At 69.4% G+C, this 20,773-nt stretch carries 24 protein-coding genes; 4 read left to right on the plus strand and 20 right to left on the minus strand.

Going from position 1 to position 20,773, the window contains the following annotated elements:
• Positions 1-16: 16 nt before the first annotated feature.
• The 20 genes from fliE to flgB form a co-directional block, all read right to left on the minus strand.
• Positions 17-340, minus strand: coding sequence for a flagellar hook-basal body complex protein FliE (gene fliE, locus HRU81_02090; GenBank protein QOJ30995.1), 324 nt, complete (start codon positions 338-340; stop codon positions 17-19).
• A 32-nt stretch (positions 341-372) separates the two neighbouring features.
• Positions 373-1,755, minus strand: a complete 1,383-nt coding sequence (locus tag HRU81_02095; protein ID QOJ30996.1) for a sigma-54-dependent Fis family transcriptional regulator — start codon at positions 1,753-1,755, stop codon at positions 373-375.
• Positions 1,752-2,819: a PAS domain-containing protein gene (locus HRU81_02100; protein ID QOJ30997.1), complete on the minus strand. Its 1,068-nt coding sequence runs from the start codon at positions 2,817-2,819 to the stop codon at positions 1,752-1,754. The genes HRU81_02095 and HRU81_02100 overlap by 4 nt, the downstream gene beginning before the upstream one ends.
• Positions 2,820-2,941: 122 nt before the next feature.
• Entirely contained in the window at positions 2,942-3,547 is a 606-nt protein-coding gene (locus HRU81_02105; protein ID QOJ30998.1) for a PilZ domain-containing protein, read from the minus strand.
• Positions 3,544-3,882, minus strand: coding sequence for a flagellar protein FliT (fliT, locus tag HRU81_02110; protein QOJ30999.1), 339 nt, complete (start codon positions 3,880-3,882; stop codon positions 3,544-3,546). Before fliT ends, HRU81_02105 begins: the two co-directional genes overlap by 4 nt.
• 16 nt (positions 3,883-3,898) lie before the next feature.
• Positions 3,899-4,324, minus strand: a complete 426-nt coding sequence (fliS, locus tag HRU81_02115) for a flagellar export chaperone FliS (GenBank protein ID QOJ31000.1) — start codon at positions 4,322-4,324, stop codon at positions 3,899-3,901.
• A gap of 26 nt (positions 4,325-4,350) precedes the next feature.
• Positions 4,351-5,712 (minus strand): flagellar filament capping protein FliD, encoded by a 1,362-nt coding sequence (gene fliD, locus HRU81_02120; GenBank protein ID QOJ31001.1) that lies wholly within the window; start codon positions 5,710-5,712, stop codon positions 4,351-4,353.
• 83 nt (positions 5,713-5,795) lie between these two features.
• A complete protein-coding gene (locus HRU81_02125) occupies positions 5,796-6,143 on the minus strand; it encodes a flagellar protein FlaG (GenBank protein QOJ31002.1) in 348 nt (115 codons plus the stop codon).
• A 101-nt stretch (positions 6,144-6,244) separates the two neighbouring features.
• Positions 6,245-7,687 carry a flagellin gene (locus HRU81_02130; protein ID QOJ31003.1) on the minus strand — a complete coding sequence of 481 codons (1,443 nt, stop codon included), beginning with the start codon at positions 7,685-7,687 and terminating at the stop codon, positions 6,245-6,247.
• Positions 7,688-7,915: 228 nt separating this feature from the next.
• Positions 7,916-9,109: a flagellar hook-associated protein FlgL gene (flgL, locus tag HRU81_02135; protein QOJ31004.1), complete on the minus strand. Its 1,194-nt coding sequence runs from the start codon at positions 9,107-9,109 to the stop codon at positions 7,916-7,918.
• A 2-nt stretch (positions 9,110-9,111) separates the two neighbouring features.
• Positions 9,112-11,004 carry a flagellar hook-associated protein FlgK gene (flgK, locus tag HRU81_02140; GenBank protein QOJ31005.1) on the minus strand — a complete coding sequence of 631 codons (1,893 nt, stop codon included), beginning with the start codon at positions 11,002-11,004 and terminating at the stop codon, positions 9,112-9,114.
• Between the two features lie 51 nt (positions 11,005-11,055).
• The gene (gene flgJ, locus HRU81_02145) at positions 11,056-12,090 is read right to left on the minus strand and encodes a flagellar assembly peptidoglycan hydrolase FlgJ (GenBank protein ID QOJ31006.1); all 1,035 of its coding nucleotides are present in this window, start codon (positions 12,088-12,090) and stop codon (positions 11,056-11,058) included.
• A gap of 12 nt (positions 12,091-12,102) precedes the next feature.
• Positions 12,103-13,242: a flagellar basal body P-ring protein FlgI gene (locus HRU81_02150; protein ID QOJ31007.1), complete on the minus strand. Its 1,140-nt coding sequence runs from the start codon at positions 13,240-13,242 to the stop codon at positions 12,103-12,105.
• Positions 13,243-13,280: 38 nt separating this feature from the next.
• Entirely contained in the window at positions 13,281-13,958 is a 678-nt protein-coding gene (flgH, locus tag HRU81_02155; protein ID QOJ31008.1) for a flagellar basal body L-ring protein FlgH, read from the minus strand.
• A gap of 12 nt (positions 13,959-13,970) precedes the next feature.
• The gene (flgG, locus tag HRU81_02160; GenBank protein QOJ31009.1) at positions 13,971-14,753 is read right to left on the minus strand and encodes a flagellar basal-body rod protein FlgG; all 783 of its coding nucleotides are present in this window, start codon (positions 14,751-14,753) and stop codon (positions 13,971-13,973) included.
• Between the two features lie 39 nt (positions 14,754-14,792).
• Positions 14,793-15,536, minus strand: coding sequence for a flagellar basal body rod protein FlgF (locus HRU81_02165; protein ID QOJ31010.1), 744 nt, complete (start codon positions 15,534-15,536; stop codon positions 14,793-14,795).
• A gap of 24 nt (positions 15,537-15,560) precedes the next feature.
• The gene (flgE, locus tag HRU81_02170; GenBank protein QOJ31011.1) at positions 15,561-16,757 is read right to left on the minus strand and encodes a flagellar hook protein FlgE; all 1,197 of its coding nucleotides are present in this window, start codon (positions 16,755-16,757) and stop codon (positions 15,561-15,563) included.
• A gap of 50 nt (positions 16,758-16,807) precedes the next feature.
• Positions 16,808-17,500: a flagellar hook assembly protein FlgD gene (locus HRU81_02175; GenBank protein QOJ31012.1), complete on the minus strand. Its 693-nt coding sequence runs from the start codon at positions 17,498-17,500 to the stop codon at positions 16,808-16,810.
• A gap of 19 nt (positions 17,501-17,519) precedes the next feature.
• Entirely contained in the window at positions 17,520-17,933 is a 414-nt protein-coding gene (gene flgC, locus HRU81_02180) for a flagellar basal body rod protein FlgC (GenBank protein QOJ31013.1), read from the minus strand.
• Between the two features lie 2 nt (positions 17,934-17,935).
• Positions 17,936-18,334 carry a flagellar basal body rod protein FlgB gene (gene flgB, locus HRU81_02185; protein ID QOJ31014.1) on the minus strand — a complete coding sequence of 133 codons (399 nt, stop codon included), beginning with the start codon at positions 18,332-18,334 and terminating at the stop codon, positions 17,936-17,938.
• Positions 18,335-18,557: 223 nt separating this feature from the next.
• Between flgB and flgA the strand changes: the two genes are divergently transcribed.
• The 4 genes from flgA (at position 18,558) to HRU81_02205 (ending at position 20,763) form a co-directional block, all read left to right on the plus strand.
• Positions 18,558-19,292: a flagellar basal body P-ring formation protein FlgA gene (gene flgA / locus HRU81_02190; protein ID QOJ31015.1), complete on the plus strand. Its 735-nt coding sequence runs from the start codon at positions 18,558-18,560 to the stop codon at positions 19,290-19,292.
• 74 nt (positions 19,293-19,366) lie between these two features.
• On the plus strand, positions 19,367-19,678 hold the full coding sequence (gene flgM / locus HRU81_02195; GenBank protein QOJ31016.1) for a flagellar biosynthesis anti-sigma factor FlgM: 312 nt from the start codon (positions 19,367-19,369) through the stop codon (positions 19,676-19,678).
• Between the two features lie 9 nt (positions 19,679-19,687).
• Positions 19,688-20,164, plus strand: a complete 477-nt coding sequence (locus tag HRU81_02200) for a flagellar protein FlgN (protein ID QOJ31017.1) — start codon at positions 19,688-19,690, stop codon at positions 20,162-20,164.
• Between the two features lie 161 nt (positions 20,165-20,325).
• Complete coding sequence (locus HRU81_02205) at positions 20,326-20,763, plus strand: universal stress protein (protein QOJ31018.1); 438 nt, start codon at positions 20,326-20,328, stop codon at positions 20,761-20,763.
• Positions 20,764-20,773: the final 10 nt, after the last annotated feature.

The following is a 20,773-nucleotide window of genomic DNA, read 5'->3' on the forward strand; positions in this document are numbered from 1 at the left end:
GTTGGGCCGATGCCGCTCAGATCGGCATGTTTATGACTTGCTGGTAGGCCTCGACCAGGCGGTTGCGCACCTCGGTCATGGCCTGGAACGACAGGCTGGCCTTCTGCATCGAGACCATCACCTCGGCGACGCTGACGTCGGCCGCGCCGGCCTCGAAGCGCGTGGCCAGCGCCTCGGCGGCCGCCTGCTGCTCGCTCACCGAATCGATGGACTGGCGCAGCAGTTCGCCGAAGTTCACGCCGCCCGGGCCGCTGGCGGGCCTGGCCTGGTCCGGCGGCTGGATCTGCGCCGAGAGGGCGCGCATCTGGCCGAGGACCTTGTTGATTTCCATCTCGATCATGTTCGTTCCTCCATGTGGAGTGTGCCGGCGCCTCAGCCGGCCAGTGCGTGCAGGTCGCGCCCTGGCACCGCGACGCCCGCGACGCGCAGCCGCGCAAGCTTGTAGCGCAGGGTGCGCGGGCTGATGCCGAGCAGCTCGGCGGCGCGCTTGCGGCTGCCGCCGCGCTGGAGCGCATCGACGATCAGCTGGCCCTCGATGTTCTGCAGGCTGGCGTGCAGGCGCGTTTCCGCTTCCGTGGGCACTGTGGCCGGAACGGCCGCGGGTTCGGCCGCCATGGCGGTGGCGCTGTCCCCGGCCAGAGCCTCGAAGCACAGGTCCGCCGGCACGATGTCGCGGCCGGCGGCGAGGATCACCGCCCGCTGCATGACGTTGGCGAGTTCGCGCACGTTCCCTGGCCAGTGGTAGCCGCGCAGGGCGCGCGCCGATTCCGCTGCCAGGCCGGGTGCGGGACGGCTGCGGTCGGCCGCCTCGGCAATGAAGAATTCCGCCAGCGGCAGGATGTCCGCTGGCCGCCGGCGCAGTGCCGGCAGGGCGATGGGGAACACGCTGAGGCGGTAATAGAGGTCCTCGCGGAAGCGGCCGGCACGCACCAGGGCGCGCAGGTCCTGGTTGGTGGTGGCGAGCACGCGCACGTCCAGTGCCAGCGGGCTGCGGCCGCCAATGCGCTCGACCTCGCGCTCCTGCAGGACGCGCAGCAGCTTGGCCTGCAGCGAGACGCACATTTCGCTGATCTCGTCGAGCAGCAGCGTGCCGCCCTGGGCCTGCTCGAACTTGCCGGCCCGGGCCTCGTGCGCCCCGGTGAAGGCACCCTTCTCGTGACCGAAGAGCAGTGCCTCGAGCATGTTCTCGGGGATGGCGGCGCAGTTGATGGCCACGAAGGGGCCCTGGGCGCGCGCCGAGTTCTGGTGGATGAAGCGGGCGAAGACTTCCTTGCCGGTACCCGACTCGCCGCTGAGGAGCACCGTGGTGTCGGAGACGGCAACCCTTGCCGCCAGGGCCAGGGCTTCCAGCGTCGCCGGATCCTCTGCCACCATGCCGCTGGCGGGCAGTTCGCGCGGTACCAGGCGCTCCAGCTTGGCGACCAGGGTCTGCGCCGCGAACGGCTTGACCAGGTAGTCGGTGGCACCGGCCAGCATCGAGGCGACGGCATGCTCGATGCTGCCGTAGGCCGTGATCATGAGCACGGGCAGCTGCGGCCAGCGCTCGCGGATGCGGCCGAGCAGAGCCGAGCCGTCCATGGGCTTCATCTGGTAGTCGGTGACCACGGCCGCCACCGCCGTGCCGGACAGCAGCTGCAGCGCCTGCGCGCCGTCGCCGGCCAGCACCACCTTGAAGCCGGACAGGCGCAGGGTCTCCGCCAGCGCCTCGCGCAACCGCTGGTCATCCTCGACCAGGAGGATGGGCTTGAGTTTCATGCGACGTTCCTCTGTTCCTTGCCGGATTCCTGGCCGGCTTCCTGGCCGGCGGCCTGATCGCGGCTGGCTACCGGCAGCCGCAGCACGAAGGTCGTGGCGCCCGGCGTGCCGCTTGCCAGCGCCACCTCGCCCTGGTGGGCACGGGCGATGGAGCGGGCGACCGACAGGCCGAGTCCGGTGCCGTCCGGACGCGAGGTGAAGAACGGGTCGAATATGCGCCGGGCGAGTTCGTCGTCGATGCCCGGGCCGTTGTCGACGATGCTGATCTCCGCCTGCAGGCTCGAGGCGTGGGCGATGATGCGCACGTCGGCGGCAGGCCCGGCGGCCTGCAGGGCGTTGGTGGCCAGGTTGAGCAGCGCGCCGGCCAGCGTCTCGCGGTTGCCGGACAGGCAAACGCCGGCTGCCGGCCGCGTGATCCGCACGGACTGGCCGGGGCGGAGGATGCCGCCGAGCGCGGTCTCCACGCTGTCGAGCAGTTCATCGAGCGCAAAGTGCTGTCCGGAGGCGGCGGCGCCGCGTGCGAAGCGCAGCATGTCGCCGATCAGCCGCTCGAGGTCGTGCAGGCAGGTGATGCAGCGGGCGAGCAGCTCGTCGCGCTGCTGTTGCGGCAGTTCGCGACGGCTGGCATTGCTGGCGTAGAGCAGCCCGGCCGTGAGCGGCGTGCGGATCTGGTGGGCCAGTGCGGCCGCCATCTCGCCCATAGCGGCCAGGCGGCGGTGGCGGGACAGCAGTTCCTCGATCTTGCGCTGCCCGGTGACGTCGGTGAGCAGCAGTGCGCGCCCGGAGCCGGGTTGCAGCGGCTTCTGCGACAGCTGCACCCGGCGGCCATCGCGCAGCTGCAGGTCGCCCTCGCTGCCTTCGGCGGGGCAGAGCGCCCGCTCGCGCAGGGCGGTCCAGCTGACTCCTGCGACGGGCTCGCCGAGCAGGAGGGCTGCGGCACTGTTGGCCTGCTGGACCATGCCGTCGGCGCCGAGCAGCAGCACCCCGGCCGGCAGGGCATCGAGCAGGGCCGTCAGCCTCTGGGCAGGGTCGGCGCTGTGGCTGGTGTCGGGCGTCGCAGTCATGGCCGATACCAGCAAGAAGCGTGCCGGTATCGATAAGTCAGCGTAAGTGGCTGATCAGGAAATCGTTATTGGCAAGGCTGGAAAGGCCCTGCCAGAAATTTGGTGGTCCGGTCGCCGGGCCGTCAGAATTTTGACGTACGGAAGACCCCGGTTTCCGTGAACACGCCGGTGCCCTTGCTGAAGGCAACCTGGCGCCGATGGCGCCTGAACACCATCTTCTCCAGGCCTGCCGCCACCGCGGGCGTCAGGTGCTCGAACCGCGTCTGCAGCCAGCGGCTGCCGGCGCGTTCGACGCTGCCGACGACGCGGCCGGGCAGGCGCAATGGCAGCGGCAGCATGGGGTTGGCATAGATCAGCGCGTAGCCGGAATCGCCGGGCCTGGCCTTGGCGTGGTCGGGCCCCGACCACTCCACGCTCTGGCCCCGCAGCACCACCGAATGACGCGGCGGCAGCCCCGACTGGTCGGCGATCAGCCGGCCGACGAGCGACAGCAACACGTCCACCTTCACCTGCAGGTGCAGCAGCTCCGGCATGGCATGGTGGCTGGCGTCGCTCGCTGCCTCGCGTGGTGCTTCCTCGTAAACGGCAAGGGCCTGCAGGGCGCGTGCGGTCTCGTGGTTGGCATGGTCGAGCTGGTTGAGGTCGCCGAGGTCGGCGGCGGACCAGGCGAAGGGCAGGCGCTCGAACAGCGATATGCCTTCGAAATCCGCGGCTGCTTGTGCGCTCATGGCTGTTTCACCTCCACCGTGCGCAGCCGGGAAACGGAGGTGCCGGCCGCGTTGCGGTCATAGGCGCGCATGGCCTTGCCGCTGCGCGCCGCGTCGGCCTGCAGGCGCTGGCGCTCGGCCTGCACCCGCTGGATGGTCTGGTCGTTACGGCTGAGCAGCTCGCGCAGCAGCTCGCGGCAGGCCGGCAGGCCGGAAGCGGGGGCACCATCGCCGCACAGCCCCGCCAGCAGGCGGCGGCGTTCGTCGTCGAGCGCGCCGGCCTCGGCCCACTCGCCGCGCTCGACATGCTGCTCGACGGCCTCGGTGAGCAGCAGGATCTGGTCCAGGCCATGCATGCCGGTCAGCCCGCCTTCAGGCCTGCACCGGCGCGCCGGCGTCCGCCGGTGCACGCGCGGCGCCGGCAATCCCCGCCCAGCCGGAGCGGATTTCGTCGAGCAGCCCGGCCACTTCCGCCAGGCAGGCCGCGTCGTTGCGGAAGTTGGCCTCGACGAGCCGCCGCATCATGTATTCGTAGAGCCGCTCCAGGTTGGCGGCGATCTCGCCGCCGCGCGCCGGGTCGAGCGAGGTGCGCAGGCCATCGATGAGGCTGATGGCACGGCCGATGGCCTCGCCCTTGGCGGCGACCTCGTTGCGCTGCATGTGCCCGGTGGCCGTGACGATGCGGTTGATGGCGCCATCCATCATGCACAGGATGAGCTGCGTGCGATCGCCACTGGCCGCGCCGTAGGCGTCGTTGGTACGGTACTGGCCGAGGGCGCTGCTGGAAGTCCTGTTCATCTGCTGTCCTGCTGGTGCCGGCCGGCTCAGAGCCTGGCAAGCTGCTGCGTCAGGTAGTTGCTGGTCTGCGTGAGCTGGCTCATCAGGGTGTCCAGCGCCAGGAATTGCTTGCGGTAGCGGTCCTGGACCTTCTCCATTCGGCTGTCCAGCGCGGTACGCCGCTCGCCGATGTCGCTCAGGCGTTCCTTGAGCGTCTGTTCCTTGCTCTGGATGCGGCCGCTGCTGCCGAGCACGTCGTCGACGATGGCCTTCATGCGCACGGCGATGCCGTCTCCCTCGCCGGCCAGCACCCGGCCGACGCCGTCGAAGTCCGCGGCCACCGCCTTGTCGAACTTGCTGCTGTCCAGGCTGAGTTTGCCCTTGGTGTCCGAGCTGATGCCGATCTCCGTCAGCGTGCGGAAGGGATCGGTCGACGCGCCCACCGAGCGGCCGAGGGCCTCGCGCAGCGCGCCGCGGATGGCGCGCGTGGCGGCGTCGCCGAGCAGCGGGCCCGCGGACTTGGTGTCGGCGTTGTAGGCGGTGAGTTCGTTGATGGTGCCGACGACGGCGTTGTAGGCCTCGACGAACTTGCCGAGCGCGGCACGCGCGGCTTCCTTGTCGTAGGCGACCTGCAGGGTCACCGGTACGCCCGGCTCCGCCTTGAGTAAATCGATGGTGACCCCGGGGATGGCGGAATCGATGCTGTTGCCGGAGCCGGTGACCGCCAGGCCGTCGATGGTGAGGCTGGCATCGGCCGCGGCCGCGGACTCGGTCATGCTGTTGCTGGTGCCGGCACCGAACTCCAGCGCTTCCAGCGGGCTGCCCGGGGCGATGGCATCCACGGTGATGGCATGGCTGGCACCGGTGCTCGTGGCGGTCAGGATCAGGTGGGCGCCATCGGCACCCGTGACGATGCTGGCGCGCACACCGGGATTGTTGCCCGATGCGTTGATGGCATCGCGTATCCCGGCCAGCGTGTTGTTGGCCGGGGTGATCTCGATCTGCATGCTGCTGGCGCCGCTGCCGATGAGCAGCTGGCCCTCGCCGACCACGCTGTCTGCGCCGGCAAAGGCACCCGACAGCAGCCGGTGGGCCCGCGCCAGGGCGAGAACCTCGACCTCGTAGCTGGCAGGCGTGGCGTCGGTGGTCACCGTGGCGCTGATGCGGCCGTCGTCCGGGACAGTGGCCTTGCGCTGCTGGAACGAGTCGATGTCCGCCAGGGTGGCGACGGCGCTCTGAAACGTGGCGAGGGCGCTCTTCAGCCTGCCGATACCAGTGAGTTCCGCATTGGCCTTCGCTTCCTGGGAAGCGAGGCGCGTGGCCGCCGGCTGGCGCTCGGCGGAGACGAGCTGTTCGACGAGGCTCTTGACGTCGAGCCCGGATCCTATGCCTGGAGCAGTGATTGCCATTGCATCAGCCTGCCATGTGATTGCTGGGTCAGCGGGTCGCCGGTTGTCCGGGTCCCGCCCTCAGGCAGCAAGATCCGTGCCAGTCAGGCGAGATCGCTGACGCTGTGGAAGCCGCGGCTGTCGAGCGCGGCGGCAATGGCCAGCACGACTTCGGACGGCACCTGGCGGATCAGCTTCCCCGAGGCGTCGACCATGCGCATGACGGTGCGGCCACTGCCCGGATCCATCTGGAATTCGAGCTGCCGCTGCGAGTCGCGCAGGTAGCTGTTGATCTGCTCGACTGCCTTTTCGATGCTCGCGACGTCCATCACCGGCGCGGGAGCCGGCGACGATTTGCCGGCTGGCGGCAGGTCCTTGCCACCTTCCGCATGGGTCGGCTGGGGTCGGCCGCTGGCCGGCGCGGCTGGCGCCGGATGGCTGCCTGTTGCCATGACGTTCATCTATCGCCTCCGCAACCTGGTCGCTTCTCGATCGCCGCGAAGCGGTGGCCGGCATCCTGCCGGCCACCGCCCGCGTTTCGTCACTCTCGCGCCTAGCCGCGGAGCAGACCCAGCACCACCTGCGGGGCGGCGTTGGCCTGGGCCAACACGGCCACACCGGCCTGCTGCAGGATCTGCGCCTTGGTCAGCGATGCCGTCTCGGCGGCGAAGTCCGCGTCCTGGATGCGGCTGCGGGACGCCGTGAGGTTCTCCGACACCGCCTGGAGGTTCGAGATCGTCGACTCGAAGCGGTTCTGGATGGCGCCGAACTGGCTGCGCAGCGAGGACACCGAGGTCAGTGCCGCATCCACGCGCTGGATGGCGCTGTTGGCGTTGGCCACCGAGGTGACCGCGACCGAGGCCAGCGTGGTGGTGTCCTTGGCAATCGAGGTGACACTGAAGCCGATGTCCGCCTGGGTGCCGCCGAGGGTGATGTTCTCGGAGGCCGCCAGCGTCAGCGTGCCACGCAGCGTGCCTTCCTGGGCGGCGGCGATGCCGGTGCCCGAGGCGGTGCCCGTGCCGTTGGCGATGGTCTCGGCGACCACCACGTTGCGGCCGTCAGCGGCCGTGAGCGTCAGGCTCGAGCCGGACACGGAGGCCGAGACGCCCGTCTGCGCGGAGAACAGGTTCACCTGCGCGGCGACGTCGGCCACCGTCAGCGAGCCGCCGCTGGCGATGTTGCCGGTGCCCGCGTAGATGGCCACGCCGTTGACCGTCAGGTTGTAGGTGGAGGTGCCACCCGCGCTGCTGACCGTGTTGAAGGTGCCCGTGCTGGCGTTGGTGGCCGTGGCGGTCAGGCCCGAGACGCCGGCGCCGTTGATCGCCTGCAGCTTGGCCCAGGCGCTGTCGGAGGTCTGGCCGGCCTGCGTGCCCGCGGTGCTGGCACGGACGGAAACAGCCGTTCCGGTCCCCACGGCGATGGTCACGCTGCCATCCGTGAGTGCGTTGGCCGTCACGGCGCCGCCGGTGGCGGTGGCGATCTGGCCAAGCTGGTCGGCGCGCACGCCGGTGGTCAGGTTGACGTTGATCGTCTCGCCGACGTTGGCACCGACCTGGAACTGGGCGGAGCCGAAGCTGCCGTCGAGGACCTTCTGGCCGTTGAACGAGGTCTGCGAGGCGATCCGGTTCACTTCCGCCAGGCGCTGCTGGACTTCCTGGTCCAGGGCGGCGCGGTCGGAGGCGGAGTTGGTCGCGTTGGCGGACTGCACGGCCAGCTCGCGGATGCGCTGCAGGTTGTTGGTCAGCTCGTCGAGCGCGGACTCGGCGGTCTGCGCGAGGGAGATGCCGTCGTTGGCATTGCGCACCGCCTGGTTCAGGCCGCGGATCTGCGTGGTGAAGCGGTTGGCGATCGCGAGGCCGGCGGCATCGTCCTTGGCGCTGTTGATGCGCAGGCCGGACGAGAGCCGCTGCAACGCGGTCTGCAGCGTGCTGTCGGAACGCGACAGGTTGCGCTGGGCGTTCAGCGACAGGACGTTGGTATTGATGACTACTGGCATGACGGCCCTCCTTAAGGGTCTTCGGTTCCTGGTCAGGCGTGCTCTGCGGATCCTGTCGCCCGCATGCCTTGCGGCGGGGGCTTCGTCGGAGGCCGTGGAGCCTTTGCGACGGTTTTATCGGCAGTCCCGCGAATGCCTTGAAGCGGGGAAGCGTGACCGGGTTCGCAGATTGGCGCTGTCGCGCCGGTGCCGTGCCCCGGGGACGGGGCCGGAAGGCCGTGGCGCGGCCTAGAGCAGGTCGAAGAGCGAGAGGCTGCGCGTCTGCGCGAAGACCTTCTGTGCGGCTTCCAGGCCGGTCAGCTGGGTCTCGAGATCGGAGATGGCCTTCGGGTAGTCGACGTCGCGGACGCTGGAGAGGGTGGTCTGCAGCTGCAGGGCCAGCTCGTCGTTGTTGGACTTCTGCTCGTCGACCGCCGCCAGGCGGGAGCCGACACCGCTGCGGACATCGTCGAGGTGCCGTTCGGCCTGGTCGAGGTCGAGCAGCACGGCATTGAGACGAGTCTGGAATGCGGCCCGGCCCCGGGGCGAGGCGCTGTCGCTCTCCAGCGCACCGGCCAGCCGGTCGACCATGGCGAAGATGCTGTCGTGGTCGCTGGCGGCGATGCTGAAGCTGTCGCCCGCCGCCGGCGCGCCATTGAACGTGACCGAGATGCCACGGAACTGGATCGCGTCGCCCGTCTGCCAGCTGCCGCTGGCGATGGTGGCGCCGCCGGAATCGGTGACCGTCCAGGCGCCCGGTCCGGTGAAGCTGATGCTGTAGTCGTCGGCAACCCAGGAAGAGGGATCGGTCACCGTGGCCGCGGAGAAGAACGCCGTGCCCTGGTTGCCGGCATTGCCGGTGACCGAGAAGCTGCCGTTGCCGTTGCGGATGCGGAAGAACACGTCCGATCCCGCATCGCCCTCGCGCAGGCTGCGGTTCTCGCCCACACGCTGCAGGCGCACGCCGTCGTCGCCGTTGTACACCGCCACGCCGCCGCTGAGGGTCACCGGCTGGCCGGCCACGGCATTGCCGCCGAACAGGTAGCGCCCTTCGCCATCCTGGCTGTTGGCGCTGTCGACCATGCCGGCGAGCAGTTCGCGGATCTCGGCGGCGATGGCCTTGCGGGTGTCGTTGGTCTGCACGCCGCCGCCGGCCTCGACCGCGAGCTCGCGCACCCGGGCCAGCGCGTCCTGCACGTTGCTGAGCGCGCCTTCCTCGAGCGACAGGCGCCGGCGCACGGCCTCGCCACTCGCCTGGAAATTCTCCAGCCGGCCGAGGCCCTGCTTGAGCGAGACCACCTGGCTGGCACCGCCGGGATCGTCGCCGGCGGTATTGATGCGCAGGCCGGAGCTGACCTGCTTCTGGATGCGGGCCATCGCCGCCTGGCGCCGGTAGACGTCAGCCAGCCACTGGACCTGGATGGACTTGGATGAGACACGCATGGCTAATTCAGGATCCCGAGCAGGGTGCGGAACAGGTCGTCGGAGACGCCGATCATCTTGCTGGCGGCCATGTAGGCCTGCTGGTAGCGCAGCATGTTGGCGGCTTCCTCGTCGAGATTGACGCCGGACGCTGCCTCGACGTCGATGCCGGCCTGCTCCTGCAGTGCCGCCTGCACGTCGGCGTCCTGCCGGCTGCGCTGGGCGGCGGCACCGACGCTGGAGAGCAGCCGGGAGGACAGCTGGTCCACGGAGATCTGGCCGGCGCCGAGGAAGCCCCGGGTGCCCGTGCCGGCCAGTGCCAGGGCATTGCTGTTGTCGCCACTTCCGGGACCGGTGGGGCGGATGCCGAAGCGGTCACCGGCCGCCACGCTACCTGCGAGCCGCACCGTCCAGCCGTTGAAGCTGATGATGCCGCCGCTGCCCAGGGCAAGCGGGCCGCTGAGGTCGTTGTTGCCGGCATCGTAGATGCGATAGCTCGTCGGCGAATCGAAGCGCACTTCCACCGGTTGCAGCAGGCTGGCGTTGCCGGTGTCGGGCGGGGCGGCCATGCTGATGGTGGCGCTGCCCGAATTGGCGAGAGCACGCGAAGCCGCCACCGGACCGGCGGCTGCGATGGCTGCCGGATCGCCGATGGCCAGGCCGATGCGGCCCGCCGCGTCGGCGACCGGCCGGACGAGAAAGCGGTCGCCGCTGGCCGCGCCGGGACCGACCACCACCGCGACGCCATCGAAGCTGAAGGGATTGGCGGCGGTGCCGGTACCGGTCATGCCGAGCACCTGGCCCGTGCTGCCGTCGCGGAGCGACCAGGTCGCGCCATCGAGGCGCAGCTCGTAGTCGCGGCCCTGCAGGCTGGCCGGGTTGGTGATCGTGGCGGTCACGGACGCCGTGCCGGTGTTGCGGGCATCGTGCAGCACCGTCGGCGTGCCGGTGGTGAAGAAATCCCCGCCGAGGTTGCCGTTGGCATCGACGCCCATGGCGTGCTGGGCATTGAAGGCGCTGGCGAGGCTGGTTGCCAGCAGCCCCAGCTCGCGCCGCGCCGGGTCGAGCGCCCCGTTGCGGAATGCCAGCAGGCCGCCGAGCGTGCCACCGGTCACCTGCCGGCCGATCGGCCGCGCTTCGGTACCGAAGTCGATGCTCAGGCTGCCGCGCGTCGGATCGAAACTGTCCGGGGACAGGGTCAGGGTGGCGCTGTTCATGCCCAGCACCAGCGGCTGGCCGTTGCCGACCATGACGTTGGTGGTGCCGTCGGCCTGCGGCACGACGGTGATGTCGAGTTCGCCGCTCAGCTGGGCCAGCAAGGCATCGCGCTGGTCCGCCAGGTCGTTGCTGCCGGAGATGCCGCGGCCGATGGCGGCGTTGATGTCGGCCAGCTGGGCGGCGATGTTGCTGACGCGGGTGGCGGAGTCCTGCAGGCGCCGGTTGATCTCGTTGTCCAGGCCGCGCAGCTGCGAGTCGAGCTGCTGGAACCGTTGCATCAGCGAATCGCCCTGCTGCAGCAGCTGCTGGCGGTTCGATGCCGAGCTCGGGTCGCGCGCGAGCAGCTCGACCTGGTCGAAGAACGACTGGATGGCGCTGTGGATGCCGTGGTCGGGACTGCCGAGCAAGGTGTCCAGGCGCGCCGTCATGTCGGCCATCGCCGTGGCGCGTTCGCTGCTGCTGGTGGCCCCGCGCAGCGCCTCGGTGAGGAAGCTGTTGACCATGCGCTCGACGCCGACCACGCGCGCGCCGGAACCCAGGTCCGCCGTGAGGCCGGCACCCGCGGTGACGCCCTCCACCTGCACGATGCGCCGGCGCACATAGCCGTCGGTGCCGGCATTGGCCACGTTGTTGCTGGTGGTCTCCAGGCCCCGCTGTGCGGCGACCAGTCCGGTCAGTGCGGTGTTGATGATCGACATGGCATGGGTTCCATCGCGGTCTTCGTCGGGTCTTCAGTGGCTACCGCTGCCCTAGGGCTTCGGCATGCCCACGAAATTCTTGAGGCCGTCGAGCACCTCGTTCAGGCGCGTGCCACCGAGGATTGAACGTAACTTCTGCGCATAGGCGGGATCGGTGGCGTAGCCTGCCGCCTGCAGCGAATCGGCGAATTTCCCGGCCTGGGTACCCTGGCGCAGGGCATCCGTGTAGCGCGGGTTGGTCTTCAGGAACTGCACATAATCCGCGAACGCGGCACCGAGGTCCGGATAGGCGCGAAAGGCGGCCAGCCTCGGCCTGGGCAGGCCATCCTCGAATTCCAGTGTGCGCACCGTCACACGCGCGCCGTCCCAGCCGCGGTCGGCCTTGATGTTGAAGGGGTTGTTGCCGCTCATGCCCTGGCCGTCGCGGGCCAGCTTGCGGCCCCAGCCGGTTTCCAGCGCGGCCTGGGCGATGATGGCCTTCGGGTCCACGCCCAGTTCGCGGCCCGCGGCCTGCGCATGGGGCAGGACATCGCGGACGAATTCCTCCGGCGAGGCCGGGTGCCAGTCCTGCCAGGACGGCCCGGTCCGCTCGCTGCCCGCGGCGGCTGTCTCGGGCAAGGCCAGCGACGGCAGCATCGCCGCCGCGGCCAGTTCCTCGTGCCCCGGCCGGGTAACCCGGAACTGCGCCAGGGGCGCCGAGGGATCGGCCTTGCCCGGCACCATGACCTGGTCACCGGCATCCGGGGCGCGCAGCGATGCCGCCTGCGCGGCGGCGGGCGCGAGCTGGCGGGTGAGGACCGTGGCCAGGCCCAGGCCTTCGCCACGGGTCATTTCCATGGCGATCTGCTGGTCGAACATGTCGCGGTAGGTGGTGTCGCTGCCATCGCCGAAGACGTCACTGGCCTGGCGCATGCTCTGCAGCATCATCTGCACGAACAGCGCCTCGAACTGGCGTGCGGCTTCCGGCGTCACCGTGCCGGCGTCGCGGGCGGCCGTCGCACGCATCTGCGCCAGGCCGGCGAAGTCGGTGGCGGTGCGTGGCGCCTGGGTCGCGCTGGCGTCGAGATTGCCGGTGATGCCTGCCATGGCCGGTGCCCGTCAGATCACCAGCAGTTCGGCGCGCAGGGCGCCGGCGGCGCGCAGCGCCTGCAGGATCGCCACCAGGTCGCCCGGTGCGGCACCGACCTCGTTGACGGCCCTGACGATGTCGTTGAGGTCCACGCCGGCCTTGAACAGGAACATGTGGTTGTTGCCCTGGCTGACGTCGATGTTCGACTGCGGTGTCACCACCGTCTGACCCTGCTCGGCGAAGGGCTGCGGCTGGCTGACATTGAAGTCCTCGGTGATGCTCACCACCAGCGAGCCGTGCGAGACGGCGGCCGGCGTCACCCGCACCTGGGAATTGATCACCACGGTGCCGGTGCGCGAGTTGACGATGACCCTGGCGGGCGCATCCCCCGGGGTCACGTCCAGGTTCTCGATGGCGGACAGGAAGGAGATGCGTGCCGCCGCGTCCTGTGGCGCCGCGACGCGGATCGAGGTCGGGTCCAGCGGCAGCGCCGTGCCGGCGCCGAGCAGCCTGTTGATGCTGTCGGCGAGGCGCGTCGCGGTGGTGAAGTCGGGCTGGTTGAGGTTGAGCATCAGGTGGTCGGTGCCGGCGAACTGCGTCGGCACGGCGCGTTCCACCGTGGCGCCATTGGGAATGGTGCCCACGCTGGGCACGTTGATGGAGATCTTCGAGCCATCCTGCCCGGATATGCCCAGGCCGCTCACCGCGAGGTTGCCCTGGGAAATGGCATAGATCTGCCCGTCCATGCCCTTGAGCGGCGTCACCAGCAGCGTGCCGCCCCGCAGGCTCTTGGCGTTGGCGATGGAGGACACCGTGACGTCGATCGTCTGGCCGGGCTTGGCGAACGGCGGCAGCTCGGCGCTCACGGCGACCGCGGCAATGTTCTTCAGCTGCAGGTTGGAGCCCGGCGGCAGGGTGACGCCGAGGCGTTCCAGCATGCTGATCAGGCTCTGGGTGGTGAAGGGCGCCTGGGTGGTCTGGTCGCCGGTGCCATCGAGGCCCACCACCAGGCCGTAGCCGATCAGCTGGTTGTTGCGCACGCCGGCCACGGTGGCCACGTCCTTGATGCGCTCGGCGCGTGCTTCGGCGCCAAGCTGCATGAGCAGCAGCATCATGCCGGCGAGCAGCCAGGTGGTCTGCACGAGGCGGGCATTGTGGCGGGGATTCATGGGGCGGGGACTCCTGTGTCCGGTCGGCGCGGCACGCCTCACAGCGGCCAGAACTTCATGAAGAATCGCGTGATCAGCCCCGGGCGGTTGGCGTCGGGGACCAGGCCGTTGCCGCTGTAGGTGATGCGGGCATCGGCCACCTTGTAGGAGGGTATGGAGTTGTCCACGGCCACGTCCGCCGGGCGCACGATGCCGGAGATCTGCACGTATTCCTCGCCCTGGTTGAGCGTCAGCCACTTCTCGCCACGCACCCGCAGGTTGCCGTTGGGCAGCACCTCGGCCACGGTCACGGTGATGTTGCCGTCGAGGCGGTTGCTCTGGCTGCTGGAGCCCTTGCCGTTGAATTCCTGGTCGGTTTCCCAGCTGTTGCTGAGGATCTCCTTGCCGTTGGAGGTGACCGGGCCGCCCAGCAGCGTCGGCGAGCCGGTGTCGGTCTTGCTCTCCTTGCTGGCGTCGGTGCTCGCGCTCTTCGAGGCCTGGGTGCGCTCGGCCAGCCGCACCGTGATGGTGTCGCCGACGCGCCGCGCCTTGTTGTCCTCGAACAGGGCGATGGACGTGGTGGGCCGGTACACGGCGCCGCTCTCCGGCGGCGGCAGGGCCGCCTCCTGCGGGATGGCGGCCGGGTAGGCGCCCGGCTGCTGGCCGACGACGCTGCTGCAGGCGGCCAGCACCAGCAGGGCGGCGACGATGGCGGAGCGGACGATGGGGCTGCTCATGGGGATGCCTGCCTACAGGTTGTTGTTCAGGTACTGCAGCATCTGGTCGCTGACCGCGATGGCCTTGGAGTTCATCTCGTAGGCGCGCTGCGTCTCGATCATGCCCACCAGCTCCTCGACCACGTTGACGTTGGAGCCCTCCAGCGCGCCCTGCACTAGGTCGCCACGGCCCTCGAGGTTGGGGTTGCCGATCTGCGGCGTGCCGCTGGCGGCGGTCTCGACCAGCATGTTCTGGCCCCGCGGCTGCAGGCCGGCGGGGTTGATGAAGTCGGCGATCTGCAGCGTGCCCAGGGTCACCGGATCCACCTGGCCCGTGACCTTCGCCTGGATCAGGCCGTCGGGCGAGATGGTGACGGCAGTCACGCCGTTCGGCACCGTGATGGACGGCTGGATCTCGTAGCCCGAGGCAGTCACCAGCCGGCCCTCGGAATCGATCTTGAAGGAACCGTCGCGGGTGTAGGCCTGCGTGCCATCGGGCAGCAGCACCTGGAAGAAGCCGCGGCCGCTGATCATGACGTCGAAGGGGTTGCCGGTGTTGACCGTCGAGCCCTGGTTGAAGGTCTTCTCGGTGGCCACGACGCGCACGCCGGTGCCGAGCGTCAGCCCGGTGGGCTTCTCGGTGTTCTGCGAGGTGGCGCCGCCCGCCTGGGAGACGTTCTGGTAGAGCAGGTCCTCGAAGATGGCCCGGCCCTTCTTGAAGCCGTTGGTGTTGACGTTGGCCAGGTTGTTCGAGACCACGGTCATGCGCGTCTGTTGCGCATCGAGACCGGTTTTTGCGACCCACAGTGATTCCATGTTGCTTGCTCCTGATCACGCCGCCTCGTGCGGCTGGCCTCAGCCGCCGGCCCGCATCAGGCGGGCAGTGGCAGCCTCGTTCTCGTCCGCCGCGTGCATGGCGCGGACCTGCATCTCGTAGGCGCGTGACAGCTCGATCATCTCGACCAGGGCTGCCGTGGCATTGACGTTGGACGCTTCCAGCTCGCCGCTGGCGATGGTCACCGTGGCATCCGCCGGCGCCTCGCTGCCATCGGCCATGCGGAACAGCCCGTTGTCGGACCGCAGCATCTCCTCCGGCGGCGGATTGACCAGCCGGATGCGGTCCACCACCGCGATGGCATTGGGAGTCTGGCCCTGCGGCACGATGGAGATCTGCCCGTCGTTGCCGATGTAGAGCTGCTGGAAGGCGGGAATGGAGATCGGCCCGCCGCTGCCCTTCACCAGTTCGCCGGAAGCGGTTTCCAGCAGGCCGGCGGCATTGATGCGCAGGTTGCCCGCCCGGGTATAGGCCTCGTTGCCTGCCGCATCCTGCACGGCGATCCAGCCCTGGCCCTGGATGGCGATATCCAGCTCCCGCCCGGTGTGCATCATGGTGCCGACGTCGGGGTTCCAGGCATCCGGCAGCGAGACGGGGTTGACGCGCGTGGCCAGCCCGGGGCCGCCGACCGCGGCGCTGTCCACCGCCCGGCGCACCTCGCGGAAGCCGGTGGTGCTGGCGTTGGCGATGTTGTGGGCGACCACCGACTGGGCCCGCATGGCCTCGCGGGCGCCGGTCATGGCGACGTAGATCATGCGGTCCATGGCAACCTCGTCCCGCTAGGCGGCTCAGCGGATGTTGATGATGGTCTGGGTGACCGTGTCGAGCGTCGAGATCACCTGGGCGTTGGCCTGGAACAGGCGCTGGCTGGTGATCATGCGTACCAGCTGCTCGGTCAGGTCCACGTTGGAGGACTCCAGCGCGCCGGACTGGATCACGCCGAAGTCGGACTGCGTGGCCTGGCCGCGCTGCGGGACGCCCGAGCGGAAAGTTTCCTGGAACGATGTGTCACTCACCTTGAGCAGTCCTTCCGGGTTGGAGAAATTGGCGAGGGCGATCTGCCCGAGGGCCGTGGACTCGCCGTTGGAGAAGCGGGCAAAGACCACGCCCGAGGGATCCACCTCGAAGCTGCGCAGCCGCCCGGCGGCCTGGCCGTCGGGGGCGATCTGGTTGACGACGAAGGTCGAGCCGTACTGCGTGGAGCGGCTCATGTTCAGCGTGATGTTCATCGCCGCGGCGCCATTGCCCGGGTTGAAGCCGGTGAAGGCCAGCTGGCCGTTGGCCGGCGTGGTCATGGCACCGGAGGAATTGAAGGCGAACGGCTGCGGGGTCCCGACCTGGGTGCCATCGATGCTCATGGCGGCGTTCCAGCCGCCGGCCGTGGCGATGAAGTAGAACGTGGTGTCGTGGGCCACGCCCAGGGAGTCGTAGGTGACGCTGGAGGTGCTGTGGTTGTACGACTGCGGGTCCGTCAGGTCGAAGGGCGAAACGCTGGGCACCGCGGCCCCGGCCGGCAGGTTGATGTTCATGTCCACGGCATTGGTCGGCTGCGGCGGCGAGGTATCGGTGGTGAAGCGCAGGTCGGTGAGTGCGCCGGTGTTGAAGGTGCCGTCGCCACGCGGCGGGTACACCTGCAGCCGCTCGCGCTCCGAGTTCTCGACGTAGCCGCTGGAGTCGAGGCCGAATGCGCCGACTCGCGAGTACACCAGGCTGCCGTTGTCGCTCACCACGAAGAAACCCTTGCCGCTGATGGCGAGGTCGAGCTGCCGCTCGGTGATGTCGACGTTGCCCTGGGTGAATTCCTGGCGCACCTCGGCGAGGCGCACGCCGTTGCCGATGCCGATGGCCTCGCCGGAGAACACGTCGGCGAATTCCGCGCGCGAGGACTTGAAGCCGGCGGTATTGGCGTTGGCGATGTTGTTGGAGGTGACCTGCAGGTCGGTGGAGGCGGCGTTGAGTCCGCTCAGTGCAATCTGGAATGACATGTCTTGGCTCCTGTGGAGAGGGTGTCCGTGATTTCGCCTGGGGGTTGCGGTCAGTAGATGGCCTTGACGTCGGCGAGGCCGATCTTCTGGCCATCCTCCGTGGCCAGCGTCGCGCGCTGGCCGTCGCCGCCCAGGGAGACGCTGGTGACGCGCTTCGCCAGGCTGGTGTCGAGCGCCAGCTGCCGGTCGCCGTCGTGGTAGCCGGCCTTGATGGTGTAGGTGCCGGCGGGCGCCGCCGCGCCGGCGGAATTCATGCCGTCCCATTCGAAGGCTGCCTGGCCGGCGGCGCGGCTGCCGAGCGGGATCTGCCGCACCAGTACGCCGCGGGCATCGAGGACGCTGACCACGCCGGTGGCGGTGGCGGCCGGCAGCGTGACCTCGCCGCGGACCGGGTGCCCGGCCGACCAGCTGGCGCTGCCGGAGGGGACCAGCACCTCGTGGCCGACGACGGCCGAGGCCTGTAGTGCCTGCGCCGCATAGGTTGCGTCCGCCAGGGTCTTCATCGAGCTGTTGAGCTCGGAGATGCCGGCGACGCTCGAGACCTGCGCGAGCTGCGTCAGGAACTCGGACGGGTCCTGCGGCTTCAGCGGGTCCTGGTTCCTGAACTGCTGGATCATCAGCTTCAGGAACTGTTCCTGGCCGAGTTCGCTGCTGCCCTTGGTGGTTTTCGTCGGCAGCTGGTACGACGGGTCGAGGCCGCCCGGCAGCGGGTTCGTGGGGTTGTTGCCCGTGATCGTGGTCATGGCTCAGTGCTCCAGTGGGCTAGGAGCCCAGCGAGAGGGTGCGGAGGAAGAGTTCCTTCGAGGTGTTGAGCACCTCGATGCTGTTCTGGTACGAGCGCGAGGCGGAGATCATGTTGACCATCTCGTCGACGACGTTGACGTTCGACATGTAGACGTAGCCGTCGGCATCCGCCTGCGGATGGCCCGGCTGGTAGACCCGCGGTGGCGGGGCCTGGCTTTCCATGACGCCGGCCACCCGTACCGAGGCTGCGGCGGGATCGCCGCCCTGATCCTGCAGCACGGTCTGGAAAACCGGCTGGCGGGCGCGGTAGGCGTCCTCGGCCTTGCCGGCGGCGCTGTTGGCGTTGGCCAGGTTGCTGGCAGTGGCATTGAGACGCACCGACTGCGCGCTCATGGCGGCGCCGGCGATGTCGAAGATGTTGAGCAGTCCCATGATCAGCGACCTCCGGTGATGGCCATGCGCAGGCCGCGGATGCGCATGTCGAGGAAGGCGAGCGAGGCCTGGTAGCGCGTGCCGGTCTCGGCGATGGCCGCGCTTTCCTTCTGCGCATCGACGGTGTTGCCGTCGAGGCTGGGCTGCTCGGGCACGCGGTACAGCGCGGCCGGCTGGCCCCCGGCAGCCGCTCCTTGTATATGGCCGGGTCGCGTGGCCTCCAGAGCCACGGTCCCGCCGGCGTCGGCAGCAGCCAGGGCGGCCTTGAAATCGATGTCGCGCGCCTTGTAGTTCGGCGTATCGGCGTTGGCCATGTTGGCGGCCAGCAGCTCGATGCGCCGGCTGGCGAGCGTCAGCACCCGCTCGTGGGGTGCGAAGACCTGGTTGATGTCGATGGGCATGGGATGCTCCCGATGCGTCGCTGTCCTGCCCGGGTTGTTGCAAGAGCCGTGCCAGAGATGGCGGAGAGGGCGGCGATCACGGCTGGCGGCCTGCAGCGGCAGATCGCTTCCGGTCCTGCGGCAGCCGCCTGCAGCAACGGCAGGGACTTGCCGCTCCGGTTCCGACTGCAGGGTTTCAGCCATTCCGGGTCTACCGGGCACGCTTCTTGCAAAACACCTGCGCATGGAAGGAACACGACATCGTGCAAGCAAGAGCCGGGCCGTCGTCCTGCTGCTGGCCCTGCTGGCCACGGACGGTGTGCTGGCGGTGGCCGCGGAGGCACGCTTCGAGGCCGCGGCCGACATCAGGACCGCGGCCGAGGCCGCGGCGCGCGATCGCCTTGCCGATGTGCCGGGCCAGGTCACGGCGCAGGCCGAAGAACTGGATCCGCGGCTGCAGATGCCGGCCTGTGAGGTGCCGCTGGCCGCCACGGTGCCGCCGCGCCCACAGCTCAGTTCACGCCTGACCGCCGAAGTCCGCTGCAGTGGCGTTCGCCCGTGGCGGCTGTTCGTGCCGGTCAGGGTCAGCGTGCGCCAGGCCGTGGTGGTGACGGCCATGCCGCTCGAGCGCGGCAAGATATTGGCGCCTGGCGACGTAATCCTGGCGGACCGCGAGCTGGGGCTGATCGGCGGCGGTTACCTCACCAGCGTGGAAGCCGTGACAGGGCAGGTCCTGCGTCGTGCGGTACCCGCCGGCGCAGCCTTGTCGCCCTCGCTCCTGGAGGCACCCGTGCTGATCCGCAGGGGGCAGGCGGTGACGCTGCAGGCCCGGGCCGGGGCGCTGACCGTCCAGGCGCCCGCGGTGGCACGGGGTGACGGTGCCCTGGGCCAGCTGATCGAAGTGCAGAACCTTTCATCGAAAAAGCTTGTACAAGCTATTGTACAGAATGAAAAAATTGTAGAAATTCAGTTGCCCTGAACGAACCGCTAAAGGAATGGGCCCTGGCTGCCGATAAGCCTGTTGGAAGCTGGGACCGGGTCGAGGAGCGAGACATGGCTGACAAGATCAACGGCTACGGGAGGGTGGGCCTCGATGTGGCCCCCACACGGCCCCGTGCCGTCCATCGAACGGATGGTGAATCCGGCGCCACGGCGGCCCGGCGTGACAGCACTGCCACCGATGCCGTGGAAATCACCGGCACCGCCGCGCGCCTCAAGGCCATCGAGGCACGGCTCGCCGGGGTTCCCGAGGTCGATGCGGCGCGCGTGAAGGCCGCCCGCGAACGCCTGGAGTCCGGCGATTACAAGCCCGATCCTGCCCGTATCGCCGCGAAGCTGCTGCGCATGGACCGGGATTTCGGCTGAGACACCGGCATGCCCAGGGAACCCTTGCCTGACCGCGATCTCGCGCGACTGCTGGACCAGCAGATCGACGCCATGCAGGCCGTGCTCAGCTCGCTGGAAGAGGAGCGGCGTGCCCTTGCGGCCCGTGACGGGGACGCCTTGCTGAAAGCGGTCGGCAGCAAGGCCGAATCCATCGCTGCCGCCGGCGAGATCGACCAGCGCCGGCAGGCACTGCTCGAGCGCCTCGGCATCGGCGACCGCCCGGGTCGTGCCAGCCGCGGCTTCGGCGCCGACGCGGGCATCGGCCAGCGCTGGCAGCAGGTGCTGGCGCTGACGCGGCAGTGCCGCGCCCTCAACGATGCCAATGGCCAGCTCATCCGCGGCCAGCACCGGCGCATCGATGGCACGCTGCGCCTGCTGCGCGGCGAGCCTTCCGCCACCCCCGAGTACGGCCCGGGTGGCGAAGCCCGCGCCACCACCTCACGGCGCGCGCTCGCCAGCTACTGACAGCCATCGTTCGCGGGACGACGCGGCCTGCTGGCGCCGGCCGGCGCCGCAAAGCCTTCCATGCGCTGCTGCCGAGTCACTATACTGCCCATCGGGCCAGGCATCGCCCTGGCGCGGCGCTCTGGCACGCGCCTTTCCCGGTACGCATGAGGAGCAGGAGCATGGCTGGCAAGAACGTGATCGTCTTCCCGACCGATTTTTCGGAGGCGTCGCTCGCGGCGCTGCCCTGGGCGCGGCGCATGGCCGGACAGATGCAGGCGGAGATCCACTGCGTCTACGTGGTCGAGGAGCCGCACATCTACGCCACCCTGGACATGGGCCCGGTGCCGATTCCCTCGGTCGAGGAACTGTCGCGCAGCGCCGAGAAGCGCATGGCCGCCTTTGCCAGCGCCCACCTCAAGGAAGCCGGCATCGTCACCCGGGTGCTGGTGGGCCGGCCGGCGGAGGAAGTGGTGCGCTACGCCAGGGAGAAGAACGCGGGCCTCATCATCATGACGACGCATGGCTACAGCGGTGTCAAGCACGTGCTTCTCGGCAGCACGACCGAGGCGGTCCTGCGCCACGCCACCTGCCCGGTACTGTCGATCCGCAACGCCTGAGCCCGCGCCC

This window comes from Gammaproteobacteria bacterium (genome assembly GCA_015709695.1).
GTDB lineage: Bacteria > Pseudomonadota > Gammaproteobacteria > Steroidobacterales.